This is a genomic window from Corynebacterium lubricantis DSM 45231, assembly GCF_000379425.1.
GTDB lineage: Bacteria > Actinomycetota > Actinomycetes > Mycobacteriales > Mycobacteriaceae > Corynebacterium > Corynebacterium lubricantis.
Genome location: NZ_KB902181.1, coordinates 63,067 through 88,209, shown reverse-complemented (window position 1 = coordinate 88,209; position 25,143 = coordinate 63,067). Strand labels below are relative to the sequence as shown.

Sequence of the window (25,143 nt, the reverse complement as noted above, 5' to 3'; positions counted from 1 at the left end):
ATTATCCTTCTTCGGTCACAGAATTTGGATTGATAACTTGCAGACCCGCACCGGATGCGGAGGCGAACACGAGGGTTCCGTCTTCCAAAACTGCCATATCGAGTGCATCGGGGACAGTGTTTACGGTTGATTGTTCCAGTGGAACGCCGTTGGAGATGTCGTAGCCTGACGCGGTATTCGTCGATGTCGACGCAATCCACGCGAGGTTGCGATTGTTATCCCATGCAACACCCCAAGGATCTGCTGCAACTGGAGCAGTTTGTTGCAAGCGGACGACCTCGCCCACTGTATAGATAGCCAGTTGAGGACCCATGGCGTCGGAGACAATCACCAGACCGTCATTGCCTGGGACTGCTTGCCCAATGCCCATGCCCACGCGCAGCGTGCCGCCAGCCCGCCCGTTTTCCCAGTCGAGGTCCTGGATGGTGGTGTTGAGGCGGTTGATGCGCACGATGGAATCAGGTTGCCCATCGTCGTGTTGCACTGCGATCATCTCGTCGGTGGGGTCCTGGACCATGAAATCGTCGACACGCTCTCCGTCGCGGTAGACCCATGCCTTGTTTTCGGTACCCGATGCGGTGATGATCTCGCCAGAACGAACAATTGCCGACGATTGCATCGGCTCCTCAGTCGTGATCGAGGATTCCGAGTCCGTCGCAGAGTCAATGACGCGCACCGTGGTGTCGCAGGTGATAACGAACTTTCCGTCATTGGCGGAGACATCGGTGCAGGTGTCATCCAGCGGGATTTCCGTGGCCGATCCCGAGGTGATGGCATCAATGGTGCCAACAGTCAGTATGGAATCAGTCCTGAGACCGAGAACGTCGCCGGTCTGATCCATATCGATGATGGAGTCGAATTCGTGGACCTCGCCATCGGGATTGGCATCTTGCGGTGAGGCCTGTGGCTTTGCATCACCCATTTCTTGAGAAGCTTCTGGAGCGGTGTCTTGACCGCATGCAGCAAGCCCAAGTGTCAGAGTAGAGATGAGGGCGATGGTTTTGAGGTTCTTCACAGAGGTTAAGCCTAGCAAGGCGCGCCTAAGAAGCCCTATTCAATCGTGAGGATGTACGTCACGTTGAACTGTTACTTTGACACGTCGTCGAGGGCGGCCATGATCGGCCGGGGAAGCGGGGTCTGCGCAGCAGGAAGGAGTTGCGTCAGCTCTTCAGCAGACTGGGCCCCGACAATCGCTCCGCTAATGCCTTCTCGGCCGAGAACCCAGGCCAATGCTGTTGCGGCGGGGCTCATGGACAAGCCCTCGGCGGCCGTTGCCACGGCCTCGACGATGGTGCGGGATTTGTCGCCGCGATATGGGTGGACAGCGGGCGAATTGACTGTATAGCCACTCGAGAGCAGTCCGCGGGCCAATGGTGCGGCGGCAATCGTGCCAACCCCGAGGTGATCCGCGGCCGGTAGAAGTTCCTCTTCTACTTCTCGACGCAAAAGGGAGTACTCGTTGTGCGCTGCCGTGAGTCCGGGAGTCACCGCCAATTGCCACCCCGCATAGCCAGCTGCACCTGCGTACATTGCGTGACCTGACTGTACGATTTCCGCGAGCGTGCTTGAAACTTCATGTGATGGGGTTCGGGGATCCCAGTAAGCCGCCGAGAAAATATCTACGTATTCGAGGCCCGATTCGCTCAACGCGCGGACGAGACTTCGTCGCAAAGCTGTTCGGGAACAATCCACGCGCTGACCGACAGGCAGTGACATGTCCACACCCGCGGTCAAGGAGATCACCAGTTTTTCTCGCCCTACCTGTGCAATCGCCGGAGCAATAAGTGGCAGCATCTCGGAGGTAACGGTGATGAGGTTTCCGCCAGCGTCAACAAATGCGCTCAAAAGTTCAGTTGCCGTGTCGGCAGTCCACGAGGCAGCGGACAACCCAATCGGTGAAATTTTCAGTCCGCTGTGTCCCACGTTTCGTTTCTTCACTCGCCCCACATTAGCGGTAGGGTGGTTCGACGTGAATGAAGTAGCTCAAGTTGCGGATCAGATGTCATGGTTACAGGTCATCGTGCTTTCCGTCGTTCAAGGTCTCACCGAATTTCTTCCGGTGTCCTCTTCAGGGCACCTGCGTATCGTCTCGGAGTTGTTCTGGGGCGAAGATGCAGGTGCGTCATTTACCGCGGTGATCCAGCTCGGCACCGAAGCAGCCGTGCTGGTGTTCTTCGCAAAAGACATCTGGCGCATCCTGACCGGCTGGTTCGCCGGTGTCTTCAATAAGGACAAGCGCGGCCAGGACTACAAGATGGGATGGATGGTCATCGTCGGCACGATCCCAGTCGGTGTCCTCGGATTCTTCGGCAAGGACCTCATCCGTGAGAACCTGCGCAATCTGTGGATCACCGCGACCGTGCTGATCGTCTTCTCTTTCGTGTTCATCTGGGCGGAACGCGTGGGCAAGAAGAACCGCGGATATGAGGACCTGACCATGAAGGACGCCATTGTCATGGGCTTGTTCCAGTGTCTCTCACTGATTCCTGGTGTCTCGCGTTCCGGTGGCACGATCTCGGGTGGTCTGTTTATGAACCTCGACCGTGAAGTTGCCACCCGGTTCTCCTTCCTGCTGGCCATCCCTGCGGTCTTGGCTTCGGGCTTGTTCTCCTTGCCTGACGCCTTTGCCCCTCAGGCTGGTATGGCTGCGACGGGCATGCAGCTCGGCGTCGGCGTGCTCATCTGTTTCGTGCTGGGTTATGTCTCTATTGCCTGGTTGCTGAAGTTTGTCTCCAACCACTCGTTTGCATGGTTCGCGGCCTACCGCATCCCTGTGGGCATCATCGTCATGATCTTGCTTGCAACCGGTGTCATGGCACCGATGTAAGGTTAAGCGCATGCAGTCTTGGCCAAAACCTGAAATACCCGTCGTTGCGGGAAAAGAAGTACCACTCAATCTCTATGACACGGCGGATCAAAAGATCCGCCCAGTGGAGGTCAACTCCACAGACGCTAACGCCGAAGTTGGCATGTATGTCTGTGGAATTACCCCGTATGATTCGACTCACCTGGGCCACGCGGCCACGTATCTCACGTTCGATCTGGTGCACCGAATCCTTTTGGCCAACGGGCACAAAGTCCACTACGTGCAAAACATCACCGATGTCGATGACCCACTGTTTGAGCGCGCCGAGCGCGACGGCGTTGACTGGCGGGATCTTGGCAAGAGCCAGATCGATCTGTTCCGCTCTGACATGGATGTCCTCGATATCATCCCGCCCCGCGATTACATCGGTGCAATAGAATCGGTGGACGAAGTCATCGACATGGTCACCGCGCTGCTAGAAAAAGGCGCCGCCTACAAGCTCGACCAGGGCGATGTCTACGCCTCCATCGAGGCGACCGAGAATTTCGGCTACGAGTCGAATTACTCTGATACCGAGATGGCAGAGGCATTCGCGGAGCGCGGGGGAGACCCTGACCGCGAAGGCAAGCGCGATCCCCTTGACGCACTCGTGTGGCGTGGCCACCGCGAAGGTGAACCCGCGTGGTCCTCGCCTTTTGGCCCGGGGCGCCCTGGCTGGCACGTCGAGTGTTCCGCCATTGCCACCAACCGCCTTGGGTCGCATTTCGCTATCCAGGGTGGCGGCAGCGACTTGGCTTTCCCGCACCACGAGTTCTCGGCTGCACACGCCGAGGCAGCGCACGGCATCGACCGGATGGCCGGCCACTATGTCCACTCGGGCATGATCGGACTCGATGGCGTGAAAATGTCCAAGTCCTTGGGCAACCTGGTCTTCGTGCACAAGCTCACCGAGCAGGGCCACGAGCCGGGCGCCATCCGCCTCGCGTTGTTCTCCAGCCACTACCGCGACGATCGGGACTTCTCTGAGGACATTCTTAAGAAGGCAGAGCAGCGCCTGACTAAATGGCGCGAAAATCTGTCGCAGGAAAGTTCCCAATTGGAGGCAGAGGCAATCGTCGTGAAGCTGCGCGAAGCGCTCTCGAACGATCTGGACACACCTGCTGCGCTCGAGATCGTCGATAATGCCACCGGCGACCACGGCGATTTGATCAAAACCGCTGTCCATGGGCTTCTCGGCGTGCGCCTCTAAGGAATTTGGGAGACAATAGTCATCATGACCATCCGTGAACAGTTCCAAGCTGACGTCGACGAATTCATCTCAGACCTGCATACATTCGCCTCGGGCTCGTATCTTCGTGAGGAAGACAAAGAGTTCTGGGAGCAGCCTTTTGATCCAAAGGTGCTGCCTGATTTGCAGAAACTCATTGAAATGTTCCTCGACGCCCTGGAAACTTTGGACGATGATCCAGGCAGCGAAGAACTTGTCGCGGTGGTGGAGAACTTCCACACGAATATTTATGCCTTCAACGAGCAGCACGCCAATGCTGTGTTGGAGCCAGAGGAAAAAGAAGAGCTGCAGCAGTTGATCTACAACGCTTCTGCCGCAACAGGCGCCGAGGAAGAGGCGCTGAACCAACTACCTGACCTGGAGTAAAACACACACGATGCCCAAGGCAATTTTCTGGGATATGGATGGCACTCTGATCGATTCGGAACCCCTGTGGGGCATTGCCACCTACGAGCTCTCCGAACGCCTTGGGCGTCGGATCACGCCTGAAATCCGCGAAGAGACGATCGGCGGGAGTTTCGCTCACACGCTAGGTCTTTGTGCGCAGTGGGCAGGAGTGTCGCTTAACGACGATGAGGCTGCCGCACATAAATCCTGGATGTATGAGCGCATGGGTCAGCTTTTGTCTGAGGAGCTCGAACCGAATCCAGGCGTACCAGGGCTTTTGAGCTCGCTGCATTCTAGTGGCATGCGGATGTTGGTGACCACGAACACGGAGCGCTACTTGGCGAACTATTGCATTGACGCTGTGGGACGTGAGTATTTCGAGGATACCATCACCGGCGATGAGGTTGCACACGGCAAACCTGACCCGGAAATGTACCTGGAGGCCGCGGCACGCGTGGGCGAAAGTCCCGCAGATTGCCTGGTTTTTGAGGACTCGTGGGCGGGTATGAGCGCGGCGGCTGCTGCCGGCTGCAAGGTGTTGGGTTTGGCTGAGAAGGTCCCCGCAGGTGTTGTTCCCTTCGACTCGTCTCGGTTCATCGGGGCTACAGCCGAGGATGTCGCGACGTGGTTTAAGGCCATGGGCTAAAGTGATGTCCGTGAAAAATTTTGATGAGCTTTTTGCTGAATTGTCCGCACGCGCGACGGAGCGCCCGGAAGGATCCTCCACGGTAGAGGCATTAGATAAGGGCGTACATACGATTGGCAAGAAGATCATCGAAGAAGCTGGTGAAGTGTGGATCGCCGCTGAATACCAGTCCGATGAGGAATTGGCCGAGGAAATGAGCCAGCTCATGTACTGGACCCAGGTCATGATGGTCTCCCGTGGCCTGAAACCTGAAGATATTTATAAGTACCTTTAAGCTCGTACACCACGCACCTCAAAAGGACGTTCATGATCAAGATTGCCGTTCCCAATAAGGGATCCCTGTCGGAAGCCGCGTCGGAAATTCTGAAGGAAGCTGGCTATAAAAGCCGTGGCTACACCAAGGCTCTCAATATCTTCGACAGCGAAAACCAGGTTGAGTTCTTCTTCCTTCGCCCGAAGGACATCGCGATTTACGTGGCGGCCGGTCACCTTGACCTCGGTATCACCGGGCGCGATCTGGCCCTCGATTCCCGCGCGAGCGTCGACGAGGCCTTGTCGTTGGGCTTCGGTGACTCCACCTTCCGGTTCGCGGCACCTGCCGACGAAGACTGGACGGTCGAGGAGCTCCAAGACAAGCGCATTGCTACCTCGTACCCGCACTTGGTGGAGGATTACCTTGCCGAGCGGGGGATCACGGCCGATGTGATCCGCCTCGATGGCGCGGTGGAGATCTCCATCCGCCTCGGCGTGGCAGACGCCATCGCCGACGTGGTGTCAACGGGAGCTACCTTGCGCCAGCAGGGACTCGCACCCTTCGGCGACCCCATCGTTTCTAGCGAGGCAGTAGTGGTCAAGCGCAAGGGCGTAGAAACCACCCGCGAAATGCAGGTATTGCTCTCCCGCATTCAGGGTATCCTGCACGCGCGCAACTACCTCATGCTCGACTACAACATTGATCGTGACCGTCTGGCAGATGCCTCGGCGATCACCCCAGGCCTGTCCGGTCCGACGGTGTCCCCGCTGTCCCGCGAAGGCTGGGTCGCCGTCCGCGCGATGGTTCCGCGCAAGCGCGCCAACGCCGTTATGGACCAGTTGGCGGCAGTCGGTGGGGAGGCAATTCTGGCCTCCGACCTTCGTATCGCGCGACTGTAATTTCGCTAGGCTGTGGGAGGTAGGTATTCCAAGCTCCAGTTAAGACTCCACAGTCAAGCGAAAGGGAAGCTGTGCAAACACGTACTGAAGAGGATCTTCTCGGCACCGTCGAAGTACCAGAGGATGTGTACTACGGGGTCCACACGATGCGCGCGATCGATAACTTTAAAATGTCGCGCACATCCATCAACAACATGCCGTACTTCATTCGCGGCATGGTGCAGGTAAAGAAAGCCGCGGCCATGGCAAACCGTCGCCTGCACACCCTGCAGAAGGACAAGGCCGACGCGATTATCTGGGCATGTGACCAGATTCTCGACGAGGGTCGGTGCATGGATCAGTTTCCGATCGATGCCTACCAAGGTGGTGCCGGTACCTCCACCAACATGAATACCAATGAGGTTGTGGCCAACCTCGCCTTAGAAAAACTCGGGTTGCCGAAGGGCTCCTACGACGTGATCAACCCGAACGATCACGTCAATCTTGCGCAGTCCACCAACGATGCTTACCCCACCGGCCTTCGCTTGGGCTTGCACTACGCCATGAGAGAGCTCATCGAGGAGTTCGACAGACTCCAAAAAGCTTTCCGCGCTAAGGGCGATGAGTTCGGCGATATCTTGAAAATGGGTCGCACGCAGCTCCAAGATGCTGTGCCCATGACTTTGGGTTCCGAGTTCCGCGCGTTCGGTGCGAACCTGGCCGAGGAGCAGAAGACCCTGATCAACGCGTCCGAGATGCTCCTTGAGCTCAACCTCGGCGCAACGGCCATCGGCACCGGCGTGAACACTCCGTCCGGTTACCGCGAGGCCGTCCTCGAGGCACTCCGCGAGATCACCGCACTTCCAGTGTCCTCGTCGCCGGACCTGATTGAGGCCACCAGCGATACCGGCGGCTACGTCATGGCACACGGCGCGGTGAAGCGCTCCGCGATGAAGCTGTCGAAGATCTGTAATGATCTGCGCTTGTTGTCGTCCGGTCCGCGCGCGGGCTTCAACGAGATCAACTTGCCTGAGCGCCAGGCAGGTTCGTCGATCATGCCGGCGAAGGTCAATCCGGTCATCCCCGAGGTAGTTAATCAGGTGTGCTTCAAGGTCTTCGGCAATGACCTGACCATTTCCATGGCAGCAGAAGCCGGCCAGCTACAGCTCAACGTGATGGAACCTGTCATCGCCGAGTCGCTCTTCCAATCCATCACCATCATGCGCAACGCGGCGCACACCCTGCGCGAAAAGTGCGTTGTGGGCATCACCGCCAACCCCGAGGTGTGCCAGAGCTACGTGGATAATTCGATCGGAATCATCACCTACCTCAACCCATTCATCGGTCACCACAATGGCGACTTGGTGGGCAAGGAGGCGGCAGCCACCGGTCGCGGAGTGCGCGAGATCATCCTAGAGAAGGGGCTTCTCGACGAAGAAACTTTGAACAACGTCCTGTCCAAAGAGAACCTGATGCACCCGCAGTACCGGGGCAAGATTTACCTCGAAGAAAAGTAGAATCCCCGAGCGGGGTGCTGGGCGTGGGGTTGATCACGTTCCGCTAGAACACCAAAAATGATCATACTTTTGTTTGATAATGGTGAGCGGAACATCCCACGTTCAAAGGACACCTCTCATGATTGTTCTTCACATTGCCATCCTGCTCGGCGCCGTCATCCTTGGTGCTCGTCTGGGCTCGATCGCCATCGGCTTCGCTGGTGGCCTCGGAGTCATTCTCCTCGGCATCACGGGCATGAACGTCACGGCCGATGACATTGCCTTCGATGTCATCGGCATCATCATGTGCGTCATTACCGCCATCGCCGCGATGCAACGTGCAGGCGGTATGGACTACTTAGTCCATATCGCCGAGCGGTTTCTGCGCCGCAACCCGAAAAAGATCACCGTCTACGCGCCAATTGTCACCTGGCTGATGACGGTGTTCGCAGGCACCGGCCACACCGCCTTTTCCACGCTGCCCGTCATCGTCGAAGTAGCGAAGGAGGGCAACGTGCGCCCGTCGCGCCCGCTGTCGGTCGCAGTGGTTGCCTCCCAAATGGCCATCGTCGCCTCGCCACTTTCCGCCGCGGTTGTGTACATGGCCTCGCTGCTCGAACCCCTCGGCGTGAGCTATCTCCAGCTCCTCGGCGTGATGATTCCCGCGACGTTCCTCGCCATCTTCCCAACGGCATGGTTGGCTAATCGTTTGGGCAAAGATCTTAACGACGACCCCGTCTACCAGGAGAGACTAGCCAAAGGGTTGGTGCGCAAGCCTAAACCAGCAGCCGAGTACCGCCCGAAACGCGGCGCAAAAACATCGGTGGTTGTCTTCCTGATCGCCATCGTCTCCGTGATGCTCTACGCCACCGCGATCTCCGAGCAGATCGGCTTGATCAGTGATCCTACGATCCCGCGCAACGAGGCCATCATGGCCATTATGCTTTCGGCTGCCACCATCATCGTCTTGATTACGAGGATCCCTGCTGGCGAGATCCTGAACACCCAGGTGTTTAAATCCGGCATGTCGGCATCGGTGTGTGTCCTTGGTGTGGCGTGGTTGGGCACGACTTTTATCAACCATTACCTTGAAGACATCCAGGCTATCGCGGGAGATATCCTGCAAGCGCAACCGTGGTTGCTGGCAGTGATCCTCTTCTTCGCCGCGTCCTTGCTCTACTCCCAGGCAGCAACCACACGCGCTCTGATGCCTGCTGCTCTCGCCATGGGAGTCAGTCCACTCACAGCTGTCGCCGCATTCCCCGCGGTTTCGGCGCTATTCGTCCTCCCGACCTATCCCACGCTGCTGGCCGCCGTGGAGATGGATGACACTGGTTCCACCCGCATCGGCAAGTATGTGTTCAATCACCCGTTCTTGGTCCCAGGGGTGTTGTGCATTGCAGTTTCGGTATTTCTCTCCTCTGCCTTCGGCTCCGTAATACTCTAGAACCATGCTTTCAGACGTTGACATCGCTCAAGCCCACGCTCTCGAACCCATCACCGAGATCGCAGAGAGGGCCGGAATCAGCCAGGATGCCCTGATTCCTTATGGCAAGTACATGGCCAAGGTAGATCTGAACCAGGTCACACCGGCCGCAAAGCCGGGCAAGATTGTACTGGTCACTGGTGTTTCCCCGACCCCTGCAGGGGAGGGAAAGTCGACCACGCTAATTGGTTTGACCGATGCCCTCGCGTCACTCGGGCACAAGGCGATGGTTGCACTGCGCGAACCTTCCCTTGGCCCAGTTATGGGTATCAAGGGTGGTGCCGCCGGTGGCGGCTATTCCCAGGTCGTTCCGATGGAGAACATCAACCTGCACTTCACAGGCGATTTTCACGCCATCACTTCGGCCAATAATACCCTGGCCGCGATGATCGACAACCACATCCAGCAGGGCAATGCCATCGGCATTGATCCACGTAAGGTGACGTGGCAGCGCTGTCTCGATGTCAACGACCGATCCCTGCGCCATGTAGTCACCGGCCTCGGAGGTCCAAAACAAGGCGTGCCGACCGAAACAAACTTCACTATCACCGCGGCGTCCGAGATCATGGCCGTGCTCGGGCTTGCCACAGACCTTGACGATCTGAAGCGACGCCTCGGGGAAATCACCATCGGCTTCACCTACGACGACGTTCCTGTCACCGCGGCCGACCTCGACGCCCATGGTGCGATGACTGCGCTGCTCAAGGAAGCCGTGAATCCGAACCTGGTACAGACTCTCGGCGGCACCCCCGCGCTGATCCATGGTGGTCCTTTCGCCAATATTGCTCACGGCTGCAACACGCTCATCGCCACTACGACGGCGCAGCAATACGCCGACATCGTGCTGACCGAAGCAGGTTTCGGTTCCGATCTCGGCGCAGAGAAGTTCTTCGACATCAAGGCCAAGTACGGCGATCTCGATGTGGCTGGAGCCGTGGTGGTGACCACGATCCGTTCCATGAAATACAACGGTGGGGTCGCTCGCGAAGACCTCACCGACGAAAACCTCGCGGCCTTGGAAGCGGGCATCGTTAACGTCGAGCGCCACGTGGAGAACTTGCGCAAGTTCGGGGTCAAGCCCGTCGTCGCGGTGAACTTGTTTGCCAGCGACACCCAGGCCGAGCGTGACTACATGCGCAGGTGGGCTAAGAATTTCGGCGTGGCACTCGCCGAGGCAGACGTGTGGGCCAAGGGCGGCGACGGCGCAATCGAGCTCGCCGAGACCGTCGTTGACAACCTCGTCGATTCTTCGCACCAGCTCTATGACAGAGATAAAGGTGTTGAGGCCTCCATCGAAACGATTGCCCGCGAGATCTACCACGCCGATCGCGTCGAATACTCGCCTCAGGCACTCAAAGATCTGGAGACCATCAAGCGCAATAGCTGGTACGCCATGCCCGTGTGTATCTCGAAGACACAATACTCATTCTCCGATGACGCCTCGCTGCTCGGCGCACCAGAAGGGCACACACTGCACGTCCGCGAGCTCAGGCCGCGCACAGGCGCAGGATTTATCGTTGCCATGACAGGGAACGTAACGACGATGCCCGGGCTGGGGAAGAAGCCCGCCGCCACGAACATCGACGTCGTCGACGGCAAGATCACCGGGCTGTTTTAGGCCTCTTCTGCTACGTCCGCCGTCGAACCCGGCCACCCTGGGTACGGCGGCGGTGTGCCACCAAATTCTGGGCACATGTCCTGGAAGGAACACCACCCGCACAGCTTGGACTTCTTGGTGCGGAAGGATCCGGATTTTCCGTCCGACTCAATTTTCGACCACAGATCGCCCAGGTCGCGCTCGAAGTATTCGAGTTCCTCTTTCGAAGGAGTCAGGATCATCGAGTCGATGACCTTGAGATACATCAAGCGCAGCTGGGTCGGCACCGTGTTGAACAAGCGCCAGTACACCAGCGCGTAGAAGCGCATTTGGAACTGTGCGTCTTGGGAGTAGCGTGGCAGTGGTTTCTTGCCGGTTTTATAGTCGACAACGCGGACCTCACCTGATGGCGCCTTATCGACGCGGTCGATGAAACCGCGCACCGGCACGCCGTTGGGTAGGACGGTGTTGACATAAAGTTCCTGGTCAGAAGAGTCAAATCCTTGTGGGTTCTCCATTTCAAAATATCCACGGACGAGTGAGCGAGCCTCAACGAAAAACGTTGTCTCGTCGTCGACAAGCGATGCGATCTCTGGATCATCCTGCAACATCTTTGCCCAATTCGGCTTGATCCTCTTGACCGCCGCCGGGTAGGTGCGCTCCTCGCGCGGCCAACCGTGGACGTCCTCGAGGACTGCGTGAACGAGCGTGCCGCGGATCTGAGCCAGCGTTTTGTCCTCGGGGATTCGGTCAATCGCCCGGAGCCGGTAGAGCAGCGGGCATTGGTTGTAATCGGAGGCACGGGAAGGGGAGAGCGCAATGGGTCGTGGTGTCATGATGGATTCCATCTTAGAGGGTGCCTAAAGTGAACAGTCATGGACCACATTCGCGACATGATCGATTTCATTTCGGCTTCCCCCTCGGCGTTTCATGCGGCCCGAGAGGTCGCTGAGACCTTAGTAAGTCATGGTTTTGTAGAGGACCTGTCCACCTCGCCGGGCGGGCACGTCTATGTTGACGGTGGGGCAGTCATAGCCTGGTGGGTGCCCGATGAGCCGAATCCCGCATTCCGGATCATTGGCTCGCACACGGATTCGCCGGGGTTCATGCTCAAGCCTCAGCCCGATTTCAAGGCGCATGGTTTTCACCAGTTGGCGGTAGAAGTCTATGGTGGGCCGATCCTGGCAAGTTGGTTCGACCGCGAACTTACCTTTGCCGGTCGGATCGTGCTGGCAGACGGGTCGCAGCGTCTGGTGAACACCGGAGCTGTGGCGAGGATCCCGCACCTTGCCATCCATTTGGAACGCTCCAGCGAATTTATTCCGGATCGTCAAGTACATATGCAACCCATCATGTCGGTGGGGGATTCTGAATCAGCTCCGGAGTCGATCATGGACATCGTGGCCGAAGCCGCGGACGTGGACAAGCACTACATCCTGTCCCACGAACTTATCAGCGCGGACGCTGCCGAGGGCGAGGTATTCAATGACCTCCTGGCGGCTGGGCGTCTAGACAACCTGTCCAGCGTGCATGCGTCGATGCGGGCGCTGATCGAAGCGAAGGAAGACGCCCAAGACATCCTGGTTATGGCAGCGTTTAATCACGAAGAGGTGGGATCGCAGTCCACGACCGGAGCCGGTGGGCCTTTGCTTGAGCGGATCTTGCTAAAGATTGCCCGCGCGTGGGGCGATCCGATGGAGATGTTCGCCGCGAGTTCTCTCGTATCCGCTGATGCCGCCCACTCGGTGCATCCGAATTATGCAGGCAAGCACGATCCCACCCATCACCCCCTGATTAATCAGGGCCCAGTGCTGAAGATCAATGCGAATCAGCGTTATGCCTCCAATGCCGTCACCGAGGCGATGTGGATCAATGCGTGTCGCAACGCGAATGTGCCGGTGCAGACCTTCGTCGGCAATAATGCGGTGCCGTGCGGCTCCACGATCGGGCCGATTTCGGCAACGCGCCTGGGCATTCCCACTGTCGACGTGGGTGTCCCGCTGCTGTCGATGCACTCGGCGCGTGAGCTTGCCGGTGTCCAGGACCAAATATGGTTTAAGGATGCTCTTACGGCATACTTGACCGGACACTAATTCACCATTTACGTGCACCCCTTATGGAGGTCTCTCGCCCTATGTACTCAGGCCCATTTCAAGCCGGCGACAAAGTCCAGCTCACCGATGCCAAGCGTCGGCATTTCACCATCGAGCTGGTCCCAGGTGCGAAGTACCACACCCACAAGGGACACATTGAACACGATGAGATCATCGGCTCCGATGAAGGTTCCGTTGTGAAGTCGTCGATGGGATCTGACTACTTGTGCTTCCGCCACCTCCTAGTCGACCACGTCTTGTCCATGCCGCGCGGTGCCGCCGTGATCTACCCCAAAGACGCAGCTCAGATCCTTGTCGAGGGTGACATCTTCATGGGTGCCCGCGTCCTCGAGGCTGGCGCCGGCTCGGGTGCGTTGACTATGTCCCTGCTGCGCGCTGTGGGACCAGAGGGGCACGTCTTCTCCTACGAGATTCGCGACGACCACCTGCAGTACGCCAAGGACAACGTCGCCGACTACTTCGGGGAACACCCGAAGTGGTGGACGCCACGCTTGGGCGATTTCGGGGAGGTCAACCAGGAGGCCCTCGGTGGCCCAGTTGATCGTGTGATCCTGGATATGGTCGAGCCCTGGCACTTCATCGACACCGTGAAGGAAGTACTGATTCCTGGCGGTGTGTTCATGACCTACGTGGCCACGGTGCCACAGCTGATGAACGTCATGGAAGGCATCCGCGAGGCGAAGTGCTTCACCGAACCCCGCGCGTGGGAAACCCTGCTGCGAGAGTGGAAAGTTGAAGGCCTGGCAACCCGCCCCGAGCACCGGATGAATGCCCATACTGCATTCCTGGTGTGGACTCGTCGTCTAGCAGATGGAGCGGTACCACCTCGCCCGCAGCGAAAGGCACGGCGCTAAGCTGGAGCTATGAGCTCCGAGGAAACATTTAGCGAGAACCGTGACCTGCAGCGTCAGGTCCAATCCTTAAGTTCGCGTAATGCGAAGCTGGCGCAGCTGCTGAAGCAATCCCGTGACCAGCTGAAGGATTTACACGCACAGGTCGATGCGCTGGGAGAACCTGCCTCGACTTACGGTATTTACCTCTCCGGTTCGAACCGGGGCCGCGAGGCGGAAGTATTTACCAGCGGGCGTCAGATGCGCCTGCTTGTATCGCCGAATATTGAGCCCGGCACGTTGGAACCCGGCGCGCTGGTCCGCCTGGGCGAAGGCTCCGTCGTCGTCGAGGCCTGTGGTTTTAGCGACACGGGTACACTTGCCACCCTGATTGAAAAGGTGGGCACTGACCGCGCGATTGTCGCCGATCAGCTGGGCAACGAATCGCTCGTGCACCTGACCCACCCCATGCGCGCCAATTCGCGGGCCGGAGATACCGTGCTTATCGACGCGAAGGCGGGTTTCGCCGTCGAGCGCGTAGATAAGACTGAAGTAGCCCAGCTGTCTCTCGAACAGATCCCGGACATCACTTATGAGGACATCGGTGGCTTGGGCCCTCAGATCGAAACCATCAAGGATTCGGTCGAACTGCCTTTTTCGCACCCCGATCTGTACAAAAAGTACGATCTGCAGCCCCCAAAGGGCTTGTTGCTCTACGGCCCTCCGGGATGTGGCAAGACTCTCATCGCCAAGGCGGTGGCGAATTCGCTTTCGCAGCGCATCGGCGACGGTGGCAAGGCCTACTTCCTCAACGTCAAGGGCCCAGAGCTGCTGAACAAGTTCGTCGGCGAGACCGAACGCCGGATCCGTCTGATCTTCGAACGCGCCCGTGAGCTTGCCGGCGATGGTCGCCCCGTGATCATCTTCTTCGATGAGATGGAATCCATCTTCCGCACTCGTGGTTCCGGCGTGTCCTCGGATATGGAAACAACCGTTGTGCCCCAGCTCCTCACGGAGATCGACGGCGTCGAGGGAATCTCCAACGTCATTGTCATCGGTGCCACGAACCGCGAGGAACTCATCGACCCGGCAATCTTGCGTCCCGGTCGCCTGGACATCAAGGTCCGTGTCGACCGTCCTGGCAGGGAAGAGTCGGCGGACATCTTCTCCCGCCACCTCACCGAGGCCGTGCCGCACTCGGGGAGCATCGAAGAGCTTATCGACGCTGGCGTGGGTGCATTGTTCGCGCCACGCCCATATGTACGCCTGGAAATGATTGACGGTTCCTCTGAGGTCCTCAATTACTCCGAGTTCGTTTCGGGCGCCATGATTGCCAACATCGTTGACCGCGCGAAGAAGCTCGCCATCAAGGATCACATCGCCGGAATCAGCGAGGATGGCCTCAGCGCCGATCACCTGCGTGCCGCCGTGGTCGCTGAACAAAACGAAAGCGAAGATCTCCCCAATACCGCTAGCCCCGATGAGTGGTCCCGCATCGCAGGCCGTCAAGGTAAACGCGTAGTTTCCGTGGAAGTAGTCGGCTAAGGTATAGCCCATGACACGCTTCATGGGAACTGAAACTGAGTACGGAATTGCCACGCCGAGCCAACCCGAGGTGAGCCCAATTGTCACCTCGACCCATGCGGTGGTGGCCTACGCGGCGATGAACACCGGTGCCAGGTCGAGGTGGGACTACGAGGACGAGGCTCCATTGCAGGATGCCCGCGGCTTCAACCTGAAGCGCTACCACACGGTCCCGGTCGTGGAGCCGGACGCGGTTGGTGTAGCCAACGTGGTGACCACCAATGGTGCGCGCTTCTACGTTGACCACGCTCACCCCGAGTACGCTTCGCCCGAGGTACCCGATGCCTGGCAGGCCATGATTTACGATGCCGCTGGCGACCACATTTTGAACACTGCCACCGAGAATATCCAGGCGCTTTACGACCAGGGAGTCTCGGTACTCAAGGGCCACGAGCCCTGCCCGCCCCTGAAGATCTATAAGAACAACGTCGACGGCAAGGGCGCGTCGTACGGCTCCCACGAGAATTACCAGTACGCTCGCGCCACCGACTTTGACGTGCTGACGAAGGCGCTTATTCCTTTCTTCGTTACCCGCCAGGTCATCATCGGCGCCGGTCGCATCGGCATCGGCCCAGAAGGGGAGCAGGATGGCTTCCAGGTCTCGCAGCGCGCCGACTACTTCGTCCAGGAGATCTCGCTAGAGACTACTCTGAACCGAGGCATCGTCAATACGCGCGATGAGCCGCACGCCAACGCCGTGAAGTTCCGACGCCTCCACACCATCATCGGTGACGCCAACATGTCCCAGTACTCCACCTTCATGAAGTTGGGCATGACCAAACTCGTCATCGATGCGATTGAGAACGAAGTAGATTTCACGGACCTCGCCCTCGTCGAAAGCGTCGAGGAGCTCAAGCGCATCAGTCACGATCCGACCCTGACGCACAAGCTCAAGCTCAAGGACGGCCGCGAGCTCACCGCGATTGAGATCCTGCGCATCTACCGCGACCGAGTGGTGGCTACCGACGACGTGGACAGCAAGGTCATCGCTCTGTGGGCCGAGCTTCTCGACGATCTCGAGCGCGATCCTTTGTCCACGGCCGACAGACTCGACTGGACCGCAAAGTACGCCCTGATCAAGGGCTACTTGGACCGCGGAATTAGCATCTCTGATCCGAAGCTGAAGCTGATTGACCTACAGTACTCAGACATCGATCCTAAGAAGTCCCTGTACCACGCCCTTGTACGTGCTGGTCGAATGAAAACCCTCGTCAGCGCTGAAGAGATCGAGCGCGCAGCAAATGAGGCTCCGGAATCCTCGCGGGCCTACTTCCGCGGGCGCGTCAGCGAAAAGTTCGGCGACGACGTCATCGCATCAAGCTGGCAGACCGTGATTATTAAGTACTCCGAGGGTACGGCGAAAATTGCCATCACCGACGTGGATAAGTTCACCGTCGATGAGATGGGCGAGATCCTTGACAATTCCGCCACGACGGACGAACTACTTTCAGCCCTTGAGGCAATTGAACAGACCCCGACGTACTATCACACGCACCATGAGCGCGATCATATAAATACGCCACACCCGCACTAGATCACGATTAGTGTGGAATCAGAGCAGAACGCATAGGCCAAAACTTAAGGAGTACCCATGGCACAGCAACAAGTCCACGGAAATACCGGTGGCGGGGATGACCCGACCGACGAGACCCAGGCCGGCCAAGTAAACATCAATACTGCGGGCACCGACGATTTGCTGGACGAAATCGACGGCCTGTTGGAAACGAACGCCGAGGAGTTCGTCCGCTCATATGTTCAAAAGGGCGGACAGTAAGCCGCATGTCCACTGTTCATACCCGTCGCATTATGGGCGTGGAAACGGAATTCGGCATCACCGCCATCCGTAATGGGCACGCAGCCCTGTCACCGGAAGAGGTAGCACGCTACCTATTCCGCCCGATTGTGGCCGAATACTCGAGCTCCAATATTTTCACGCCGTCCGCGGCCCGCTTATACCTCGATGTCGGGTCGCACCCTGAGTACGCCACCGCTGAGTGCGACAGCCTGACTCAGTTGCTCAACCACGACAAGGCGGGGGAGAAAATCTTCCACCAGCTTGCACTTCAGGCTGAGCAGGCGCTTGCCGACGATAACATCGGTGGGCAGGTCTACTTGTTTAAGAACAATGTGGACTCGAAAGGCAACTCTTATGGTGCTCACGAAAACTATTTGATTAGCCGCGAAATGGTGCTGAAATCCTTCGGCAAGCAGCTCCTGCCGTTTATGATTACGCGCCAACTCATCGCAGGCGCCGGCCTGATCAAGGACGGTCGCTTTGTCTTATCGCAGCGAGCTGACCAGGTGTGGGAAGGTGTGTCCTCGGCAACGACGCGCACCCGGCCCATCATTAACACCCGCGATGAACCACACGGGGATTCGCATCGTTTCCGTCGCATGCACGTGATCGTGGGCGATTCCAACATGGCAGAGCCCACGTTCGCGCTCAAGGTCGGTTCGACCCTGTTGGTCATTGAAATGCTGGAAGCGGGCTTTGACCTGGAAAACTTCGAGCTCGAAAACCCAATCCTGCACATTCGCGAGATTGCCGACGATGCCACCGGCGCCACACCTCTTGATCTTGTCGGTGGGGGAACGGTGACAGCTCTCGAGGTTCAGAAATCCATTCTCGCTTCAGCAAAGAAGTGGCTGGAGGTCCGCCCCGACGAAGGCACGCCGAATGAGGAAATAGGTCGAGTCATCGATCTCTGGGAGCGCACGCTGACAGCGATTGAGACCCAAGACTTCTCTTCCGTCGACAAGGAAATCGATTGGGTGATCAAGCGCATCCTGCTAGACAAGTACCGTGACAAGCTGGGCCTGAGTGCGGAGGCGGGATACGACCATCCCAAGCTGAAGCAGATCGACCTGACATATCACGACATTCACCCGGAACGCAGCCTCTTCTACTTGCTGCAGCGCAAGGGCGCCGTCAAACGCTGGACTACCGACGAGGCGATTGCACACGCAGTAGACACCGCTCCCGAAACCACCCGCGCCACCCTGCGCGGCCAATTCTTGGCGGCCGCACGTAAATACAATGCAAAAACATCCATCGATTGGGTTCATCTCAAGGTGGAACGTCCGGAACCGAAGGTCGTTGAGATGCTCGATCCTTTCGTCACCGAGGATGAGCGTGTCGACGAGCTGATCGGATACATGCGCGCCAGCGCCGAGTCTTAGAGCGAAAGGGCAAATGATGAGTGCAGATGACGCATCAGTGGAAAGACTGACCAACCTCACGTTTGCCCTGCTTGGGGCCGAGTCGCCACGCAGCTACGAGTGGGTCCGTGCCCACGTCGATGGGTATGACCGCGATCAGTCCGAAGCCTCGTTCCATAAGAAGCTGACTCGCGACATTAGCTCTCTGCGCCGGACGGGAGTACCCGCGCGCATGGAGGGTGGGAAAGTCTGGGTCAATAAGGACTCCTACGAACTGCCCCCGATTGAATTCACGGACGCCGAGGCAGCAGTCTTGGGCCTTGCAGGTGATCTTGGTCAACAGGGCAGCCTCGGCGCTTTCGCCAGGTCGGGGTGGACCAAGCTTGCCGCCTCAGGTGCGACGCGCTCTTTCGATGATGGTCCTCTCACATCCGTGGATAACGATGTCCTGCGCGTGCCCGCGGAAGTGGTGCAGGCGGTCACCGCGTGTATCCGCAATCATCAGCGGATGAGTTTTTCCTACCAGCCCACCCCGACGGCCGAAAAGCAGCGACGCGTCATGGACCCGTGGGGGATCGTCGCACTCAACAACCGTGCGTACGTTGTGGGGTGGGACGTTGAGAGAGAAGCGGAGCGTAGTTTCCGCGCATTGCGCGTGACCGATGTGAAACGGATCCGCACGACCGAATTCGTCCCAGCGAGCCGGCCACTGCAAGAGGTCGTCGAGGATTCGTTGCGCGGCCCACTCATCGATGCGACCTTAATTGTGCCAGTAGGGAAGGCCCACGAGCTGAGCGAGCAAGGCACGAGGGACGGCGAGACCGTCACCTACACAAATGTTGAGCGCGATTGGTTGGTCCGAACCGCGGCAAGCTTTGCGCCCGATGCGGTGGTGCTAGAACCGGACGATGTCCGAGCTGACGTAATCGCATTACTGCAGAAAGCGGGAGGTACTCATGGATAAGACAACTAAGATGCAAAGTCTGGTCAACTCTTTGAACTTGATTCCCTACCTTCGGCAGCATCCAAACGCCACCATTATGGAAGTCGCCCGCGACTTGAACGCAGAGCCCCAGGAAATTATGGACGCGCTCCGACGCCTGCATCTCACCGGTGTGGGCAACGGCCCCGGCGAGATGATTGATCTCGTCGCGGACTGGACAGGTGTGACACTGATCAATGACCAGGGCCTCGACAAGCCCCTGCGGCTGACCCCCACGGAAGCAAACGCCCTGTTGTTGACCTTGGAGTCCTTGGAAACCCTGCCTGGCCTGGTCGACCAGGGTGCTGTTACCTCCGCCGCGGAGAAACTACGCGACGTCCTTGGCAGCGCCGGTATCGACGACTCGGTTGCAGCCCAGGATGGCGCCGTCGCCACTGTCATTGCACAAGCAATTGCCGAGGGGTGTCAGCTCTCCATCACGTACCATTCGGCCTCCTCAGACACTTCTTCACAGCGAGTGGTGAGCCCGCAGCGACTCTTCCACCGCGACGGCCAGACCTACCTCAACGCCTGGGATGGCCAGACCAGCAAAAGTTACCGTTTCGATCGCATCAGCGCCGCATCGCTTCTCGACGAAAAAAGCTCCGCCCCTGCCCAGAAATTCGATGCCGATGACCCCTTTGGTTTTTCTGACGATCATTTTGCCGAGTTGTTGATTGCGCCCGAGGCCACGTGGCTGAGCGAGTATTGGGACTTGGAGCTCGGCGAGGAAACCGAGTCGGGGTGGTGGAGCGCCCAAATGTCATATGGCAGCGAGGACTGGCTCGTGCGATTTTGTCTTAGCCAGGCGGACCGGATTCGCGTTGTCGCACCACTATCCGTCGCTGATGAAATAGCTCGCCGAGCGAATGGCGCGCTTGAGCGATATGATCTTTCGAACAACGGTGTTTAGCTGTTAAGTTAGTACTCAACGGCAAAGCATCACTTACTCTCGAAAGGGCTTTCACATGCCAAATCTTGGTGCCACGGAAATCATCCTCATCCTCGTCGTCATCTTGCTTCTTTTTGGCGCAAAGAAGCTGCCGGACTTGGCTCGTTCCGTTGGTCGTTCTGCTCGCATCTTCAAGTCCGAAGTCAAGGAAATGAAGGCTGAAGACGAGGTACAGAATCAAGGCGAGATTGCGGCGAACAAGCAGCCAGAGCAGGATTTTTGGGATCGCCCAGAGAACCAGCCAGGCCAGCAGGCTCCACAAGCTCAGCAGGCTCCTCAGGCGCCGCAGCAGCCTAATCAGCAGCCACAGCAGAACCCTCAGAACTAATTCCAGTGGCTGAGAATAAATCCACCAAGAAGAAGAGAAAGAAGAACCCGACGGGCACAATGGCCCTCAAGGAACACCTTGAGGAACTTCGTCGCCGTCTGGTCATCTCCTTGGTGGCTATCGGTATTGGTGCGGTAATCGGTTTCATCTGGTACCAAAACGCACCCTTCGGCATGATGTCCCTCGGCGAGATCATCCGCAGGCCTTATTGCAACCTGCCTGAAGATCTCCGCGTCACCTTCGGCGAGAACGAGCAATGTCGTCTCCTGGCTACCAGCCCGTTCGAGATGTTCATGCTCCGCCTCAAGGTCGGCGCGCTTGCTGGTTTAGTGCTGTCGTCACCAGTTTGGCTGACTCAAATCTGGCTCTTCATCACTCCAGGCTTGGTCCGCAAGGAAAAGCGCTACACCTTCATCTTTGTCACCTTTGCGGTCGCCCTGTTCGTTGCAGGCGCACTGCTGGCGTACTTCATCCTCGATGTTGGTCTCGAGTTCTTGCTGTCCATGGGCGACGAGTTCCAAACGGCGTGGCTGACAGGCGAGCGCTATTACAGTTTCGTTTTGGGCCTGACGGTCATCTTCGGTGTCAGCTTCGAAGTGCCGCTGATCATCATCATGCTCAATATCCTCGGTGTGCTCGAATACGAGCACGTCAAGGACAAGCGTCGCATGATCATCGTCGTCATCTTCATCTTCGCGGCGTTCATGACTCCGGGCCAAGATCCTTACTCGATGGTGATCCTTGCCATTGCCATCAATATTTTAGTGGAACTGGCTTTCCAGTTCTGCCGGATCAACGACAAGCGTCGTGAAAAGAAGCGTCCTGAATGGATGGATCTTGACGACGATGCTTCGTCCGCACTTACCGACGAGGAAAAGCCCACCGAGGTTGCGGCCGCTGAACCCATCGAGGGTGCAGGCTCCGTGGCAATCTCGCCAGCTCAATCTGCGCCTCAAACAAGTTCGAAGAAGGACCTCCCGTCGACCGACTATTTCGACGATGTCCTCTAATGTAGGGGCATGACACTTACGCACTTGGATGAGTTCCGCGCTAGTCGGAAGTTTCCCCTCGACGAGTTTCAGATCGAGGGTTGCACCGCGGTCGAACAAGACCGCGGTGTCTTGGTGTGTGCACCTACCGGTGCTGGCAAAACCATTGTGGGCGAGTTCGCTGTGTCGCTCGCGTTGCACCGTGGCACGAAATGCTTTTACACCACTCCGATCAAGGCGCTGAGCAATCAGAAATACCACGACCTCGTAGCTGAACACGGGGAAGAGTCTGTGGGCCTGCTCACCGGCGATGTCAGCATCAACAGTTCCGCAGAGGTCGTCGTGATGACCACCGAAGTACTGCGCAACATGATCTACGCACAATCGCCCACCTTGGATCGTTTGGCCTACGTGGTCATGGACGAAATTCACTACCTGGCAGACCGCGACCGCGGCGCTGTGTGGGAAGAAGTCATCTTAAACCTCGACGAGTCCGTATCCATTATTGGTTTGTCCGCTACTGTGTCGAACTCCGAGGAGTTCGGCGAGTGGCTTTCCACGGTGCGCGGCGATACAGCCGTCATCGTGTCCGAACACCGTCCGGTTCCGCTGAGTCAATACATGATGGTGGGCAAGCAGATTTACCCGCTCTTTGAGCCTGGCGAAGGCGGCCGAGTCAACCGCGAGCTGGAGCGCAAGATTGCCCGCCTGGAATCCGGTGTGGCAGAAGAAGGCCGGGCAGATTATGAGCAGGGCAAGGGCTTTCGCGCCCGCGCAGCAGGTCGGCGCAGTGGTGCTGATCGTCCCCAGGATCGTTTCTTGCCCACGGGCCGGCCGGAGGTAATCCGCGCACTGGGGAGCAAAGACATGCTCCCGGCAATCGTGTTCATCTTCTCCCGCGCGGGCTGTGACGGTGCATTGTTCCAGTGCGTGCGCTCACGGATGCAGTTGACCACGCCTGAAGAGGCGGAGGAGATTAAGGCCATCGTCGATAAGGGCGTGGAAGGCATCCCAGAAGAAGACCTGGAGGTGTTGAATTTCCGTCAGCTCCGCACGGCGTGGTCGCGGGGATTCGCGGCGCACCACGCGGGCATGCTGCCCGGCTTCCGCCACATCGTCGAGGAGCTTTTCGTCAAGGGGCTCGTGCGCACCGTTTTCGCCACCGAGACTCTTGCTCTCGGTATCAACATGCCAGCGCGCACGGTAGTGCTGGAAAAACTGATCAAATTTGATGGGGAAGCCCACGTTGATCTCACTCCGGGCCAGTACACTCAGCTCACGGGACGTGCTGGTCGCCGTGGCATCGACGTGTTGGGTAACGCCGTGGTCCAATGGGCTCCGGCGATGGACCCGCAGGCGGTTGCCGGTCTCGCCTCGACGCGCACCTACCCGCTGATCTCCACCTTCACCCCTGGGTACAACATGGCCATCAACCTGCTGGCCATGAACGGTTACGACGATTCGCTGCGCCTCATTGAGAAGTCTTTCGCCCAGTACCAGGCCGACGGCTCGGTCGTCGGCGAGGTGCGCGAAATCGAGCGGGCACAGGCCAAGGTCAACAAGCTGCGCACTCAACTGGACCGCGATATCTCCTCGTTTGCGCCGCCTTCCGACGATGCCGCAGGTGATCTCGTTGACTACATGGAGATGCGCCGCGAACTTTCCGAGGCGGAGAAGGACGCGAAACGCTTCGCCATTGAAGATCGCCAGCAGGAGACAGAGAAGATCCTGTCGCGCCTGCGCGTCGGCGATGTGATTGCGCTGCCGTCGAAAAAGCGCCCAGAGCTTGCCGCTGTAGTGGCCCCGGCGGGGAAGCAGCACGATCCGCGGCCCTGGATTACCACGGAGCGGGGCTGGTCAGGCAGGATCGATAGTGCAACTTTTCGAAATCCTCCGGTGGTGGTGGGGCATATCAAGGTGCCTCGCCACGTCAGCGATCAGCCGCGGCGTCATACCCGCAGGATCGTTGATCAGCTGCACAAGGGCCAGTTCAATGCACCGAAGAAGCTGAAGGAACAGGCACGCGTGCGCCCAACCAAGCAGATGGTGGCGCTGCGCGAGTCAATCCGCGAGCACCCGGTGCATTCCTGGCCGGCCACGGACCGGGAGATGTTGGCACGAGTGGCCAACGAATTGGTCCGCGAGCAAAGCAAGTTAAACAAGTTGGAATCCAGCGTCGATCGTGCCACCGATACTCTCGGACGCACCTTCGAGCGCATCATCGGCCTGCTCACCGAAATGGATTACGTCGACATTGTCAACGGGGAACCCGAAGTCTCCGAGGAGGGCGAACGCCTGGCCATGATCCACAACTCGTCCGATCTCTTCGTCGCGCAGTGTTTGCGTCGCGGCATCTGGAACGAGCTGGATCCCGCTGAACTCGCAGGTGTGGCTTCCATGTGTGTCTTCGAAAACCGTAAGACCACCGGCGGATCAGCCGAGGCGGCAACGGATCGCATGGCGGACGCAATGAACGATACCTACCGTATCTATCAGGAGCTGATCGCCGACGAGCAGCGCCTCCAACTGCCGCTGACGCGCGAACCGGAGTCCGGATTCTCCCTCTCTATTCACCAGTGGGCGGCAGGCGCACCGCTGGGTTATTGCCTCGCCGCGGCTAAGGAGTCCGGTGCCGAGCTCACTCCCGGCGACTTTGTGAGGTGGTGCCGTCAGGTCATCGACCTTTTAGAGCAGGTTGCGAAGACCGGCTATACCGACGGGATTAAACGTTCCGCGCGCTCGGCCGTCGGTGCGATTCGTCGCGGGGTCGTTGCTATCGGAGATTAAGGTGACCGACCAGCGCAATCGTGGCTAGGTGCAGGTTGAGATTAAAGGGATCAGTAATCATCGACTGCACCCCCACAATCTTCCCGTTAACAAATACCGGCCCGCCCGAGTCACCTTTCACCGCAGAGTTGATATTGAAGATCATTCCCCCGCGCCGCACCTTCGTTTTCCGGTCGCGAGAGGTGGAAAAGGGGACAGGGAAGAGGTAACGCCCCGCACGAATCCGGTACGAGCCGTCACGACGATGGGTACCACCGAGCCCCACCGTGGCGGTCGGTGCCCCTGGGGAGGGGGCTGACCCGAGTTCGGGATAGGCATCGTCGTCAAGCGAAATGCTCGTCGGCAGCGTCAGCAGCGCAACGTCCGTGCCGGCGAAGAACTGAATGTCCTTGTAGACGAGCCTGCGTCCGGCAACCCACACATAAGTGTTGTGGGGTTCCTCGCGGAAGAAATGGGCGCAGGTGAGCACGGTGTTCGGGGTGATCAGCGTGCCGGTGCAATAACGGTTGCCGTTGGTAATCCGGACGAGCGTGTTGGTGAGCACACAGCCCAGACTAGTCTGTGGCGCGAGCGGGTCTACC

Annotated in this window: 24 protein-coding genes; 20 read left to right on the top strand and 4 right to left on the bottom strand. The window is 58.4% G+C overall.

Going from position 1 to position 25,143, the window contains the following annotated elements; translation table 11 throughout:
- Nucleotide 1 precedes the first annotated feature (1 nt).
- The gene (locus A37O_RS0100445) at nucleotides 2-1,015 is read right to left on the bottom strand and encodes a YncE family protein (RefSeq protein WP_018295519.1); all 1,014 of its coding nucleotides are present in this window, start codon (nucleotides 1,013-1,015) and stop codon (nucleotides 2-4) included.
- Between the two features lie 71 nt (nucleotides 1,016-1,086).
- Nucleotides 1,087-1,938 carry an aldo/keto reductase gene (locus A37O_RS0100440; RefSeq protein ID WP_033377612.1) on the bottom strand — a complete coding sequence of 284 codons (852 nt, stop codon included), beginning with the start codon at nucleotides 1,936-1,938 and terminating at the stop codon, nucleotides 1,087-1,089.
- A gap of 61 nt (nucleotides 1,939-1,999) precedes the next feature.
- On the opposite strand from A37O_RS0100440, the gene A37O_RS0100435 reads away from it, so the two are divergent.
- The 9 genes from A37O_RS0100435 to A37O_RS0100395 all read left to right on the top strand — a co-directional run bounded on the left by A37O_RS0100435 (nucleotide 2,000) and on the right by A37O_RS0100395 (nucleotide 10,858).
- Entirely contained in the window at nucleotides 2,000-2,827 is an 828-nt protein-coding gene (locus tag A37O_RS0100435) for an undecaprenyl-diphosphate phosphatase (RefSeq protein WP_018295517.1), read from the top strand.
- A gap of 10 nt (nucleotides 2,828-2,837) precedes the next feature.
- Nucleotides 2,838-4,055, top strand: a complete 1,218-nt coding sequence (mshC, locus tag A37O_RS0100430) for a cysteine--1-D-myo-inosityl 2-amino-2-deoxy-alpha-D-glucopyranoside ligase (protein WP_018295516.1) — start codon at nucleotides 2,838-2,840, stop codon at nucleotides 4,053-4,055.
- A gap of 24 nt (nucleotides 4,056-4,079) precedes the next feature.
- Nucleotides 4,080-4,460: a hypothetical protein gene (locus tag A37O_RS0100425; protein ID WP_018295515.1), complete on the top strand. Its 381-nt coding sequence runs from the start codon at nucleotides 4,080-4,082 to the stop codon at nucleotides 4,458-4,460.
- Nucleotides 4,461-4,470: 10 nt separating this feature from the next.
- Complete coding sequence (locus tag A37O_RS0100420) at nucleotides 4,471-5,127, top strand: HAD family hydrolase (protein WP_018295514.1); 657 nt, start codon at nucleotides 4,471-4,473, stop codon at nucleotides 5,125-5,127.
- Nucleotides 5,128-5,131: 4 nt separating this feature from the next.
- A complete protein-coding gene (locus A37O_RS0100415) occupies nucleotides 5,132-5,401 on the top strand; it encodes a phosphoribosyl-ATP diphosphatase (protein WP_018295513.1) in 270 nt (89 codons plus the stop codon).
- 32 nt (nucleotides 5,402-5,433) lie between these two features.
- Nucleotides 5,434-6,279 (top strand): ATP phosphoribosyltransferase, encoded by an 846-nt coding sequence (gene hisG, locus A37O_RS0100410; RefSeq protein ID WP_018295512.1) that lies wholly within the window; start codon nucleotides 5,434-5,436, stop codon nucleotides 6,277-6,279.
- Nucleotides 6,280-6,350: 71 nt separating this feature from the next.
- Complete coding sequence (gene aspA, locus A37O_RS0100405; protein ID WP_018295511.1) at nucleotides 6,351-7,775, top strand: aspartate ammonia-lyase; 1,425 nt, start codon at nucleotides 6,351-6,353, stop codon at nucleotides 7,773-7,775.
- Nucleotides 7,776-7,893: 118 nt separating this feature from the next.
- Entirely contained in the window at nucleotides 7,894-9,201 is a 1,308-nt protein-coding gene (locus A37O_RS0100400; RefSeq protein WP_018295510.1) for an anaerobic C4-dicarboxylate transporter, read from the top strand.
- A 4-nt stretch (nucleotides 9,202-9,205) separates the two neighbouring features.
- Nucleotides 9,206-10,858: a formate--tetrahydrofolate ligase gene (locus tag A37O_RS0100395; protein ID WP_018295509.1), complete on the top strand. Its 1,653-nt coding sequence runs from the start codon at nucleotides 9,206-9,208 to the stop codon at nucleotides 10,856-10,858.
- Here the strand turns inward: A37O_RS0100395 and A37O_RS0100390 are convergent.
- Entirely contained in the window at nucleotides 10,855-11,673 is an 819-nt protein-coding gene (locus A37O_RS0100390; RefSeq protein WP_018295508.1) for a RecB family exonuclease, read from the bottom strand. The genes A37O_RS0100395 and A37O_RS0100390 overlap by 4 nt on opposite strands.
- A gap of 39 nt (nucleotides 11,674-11,712) precedes the next feature.
- Between A37O_RS0100390 and A37O_RS0100385 the strand changes: the two genes are divergently transcribed.
- Genes A37O_RS0100385 through A37O_RS0100335 form a run of 11 tightly spaced genes read left to right on the top strand, consistent with a single transcriptional unit; the run spans nucleotide 11,713 to nucleotide 24,562 of the window.
- Nucleotides 11,713-12,930 carry a M18 family aminopeptidase gene (locus A37O_RS0100385; RefSeq protein WP_018295507.1) on the top strand — a complete coding sequence of 406 codons (1,218 nt, stop codon included), beginning with the start codon at nucleotides 11,713-11,715 and terminating at the stop codon, nucleotides 12,928-12,930.
- A gap of 41 nt (nucleotides 12,931-12,971) precedes the next feature.
- Complete coding sequence (locus tag A37O_RS0100380) at nucleotides 12,972-13,805, top strand: tRNA (adenine-N1)-methyltransferase (protein ID WP_018295506.1); 834 nt, start codon at nucleotides 12,972-12,974, stop codon at nucleotides 13,803-13,805.
- Between the two features lie 9 nt (nucleotides 13,806-13,814).
- Entirely contained in the window at nucleotides 13,815-15,326 is a 1,512-nt protein-coding gene (arc, locus tag A37O_RS0100375) for a proteasome ATPase (protein WP_018295505.1), read from the top strand.
- Nucleotides 15,327-15,336: 10 nt separating this feature from the next.
- Nucleotides 15,337-16,899, top strand: a complete 1,563-nt coding sequence (gene dop, locus A37O_RS0100370) for a depupylase/deamidase Dop (protein WP_018295504.1) — start codon at nucleotides 15,337-15,339, stop codon at nucleotides 16,897-16,899.
- A 57-nt stretch (nucleotides 16,900-16,956) separates the two neighbouring features.
- The gene (locus A37O_RS0100365; RefSeq protein WP_018295503.1) at nucleotides 16,957-17,139 is read left to right on the top strand and encodes a ubiquitin-like protein Pup; all 183 of its coding nucleotides are present in this window, start codon (nucleotides 16,957-16,959) and stop codon (nucleotides 17,137-17,139) included.
- A 5-nt stretch (nucleotides 17,140-17,144) separates the two neighbouring features.
- Nucleotides 17,145-18,545 (top strand): Pup--protein ligase, encoded by a 1,401-nt coding sequence (gene pafA / locus A37O_RS0100360; RefSeq protein WP_018295502.1) that lies wholly within the window; start codon nucleotides 17,145-17,147, stop codon nucleotides 18,543-18,545.
- A gap of 13 nt (nucleotides 18,546-18,558) precedes the next feature.
- Complete coding sequence (locus A37O_RS0100355) at nucleotides 18,559-19,488, top strand: helix-turn-helix transcriptional regulator (RefSeq protein WP_342661945.1); 930 nt, start codon at nucleotides 18,559-18,561, stop codon at nucleotides 19,486-19,488.
- On the top strand, nucleotides 19,481-20,419 hold the full coding sequence (locus A37O_RS0100350) for a helix-turn-helix transcriptional regulator (RefSeq protein ID WP_018295500.1): 939 nt from the start codon (nucleotides 19,481-19,483) through the stop codon (nucleotides 20,417-20,419). Before A37O_RS0100355 ends, A37O_RS0100350 begins: the two co-directional genes overlap by 8 nt.
- A gap of 55 nt (nucleotides 20,420-20,474) precedes the next feature.
- On the top strand, nucleotides 20,475-20,786 hold the full coding sequence (gene tatA / locus A37O_RS0100345) for a Sec-independent protein translocase subunit TatA (RefSeq protein WP_018295499.1): 312 nt from the start codon (nucleotides 20,475-20,477) through the stop codon (nucleotides 20,784-20,786).
- Nucleotides 20,787-20,845: 59 nt separating this feature from the next.
- A complete protein-coding gene (gene tatC, locus A37O_RS0100340; protein WP_018295498.1) occupies nucleotides 20,846-21,796 on the top strand; it encodes a twin-arginine translocase subunit TatC in 951 nt (316 codons plus the stop codon).
- Nucleotides 21,797-21,805: 9 nt separating this feature from the next.
- The gene (locus A37O_RS0100335; RefSeq protein ID WP_018295497.1) at nucleotides 21,806-24,562 is read left to right on the top strand and encodes a DEAD/DEAH box helicase; all 2,757 of its coding nucleotides are present in this window, start codon (nucleotides 21,806-21,808) and stop codon (nucleotides 24,560-24,562) included.
- Here A37O_RS0100335 and A37O_RS0100330 read toward each other — a convergent pair.
- Nucleotides 24,549-25,106: a trypsin-like serine peptidase gene (locus tag A37O_RS0100330; RefSeq protein WP_018295496.1), complete on the bottom strand. Its 558-nt coding sequence runs from the start codon at nucleotides 25,104-25,106 to the stop codon at nucleotides 24,549-24,551. The genes A37O_RS0100335 and A37O_RS0100330 overlap by 14 nt on opposite strands.
- Nucleotides 25,107-25,143: the final 37 nt, after the last annotated feature.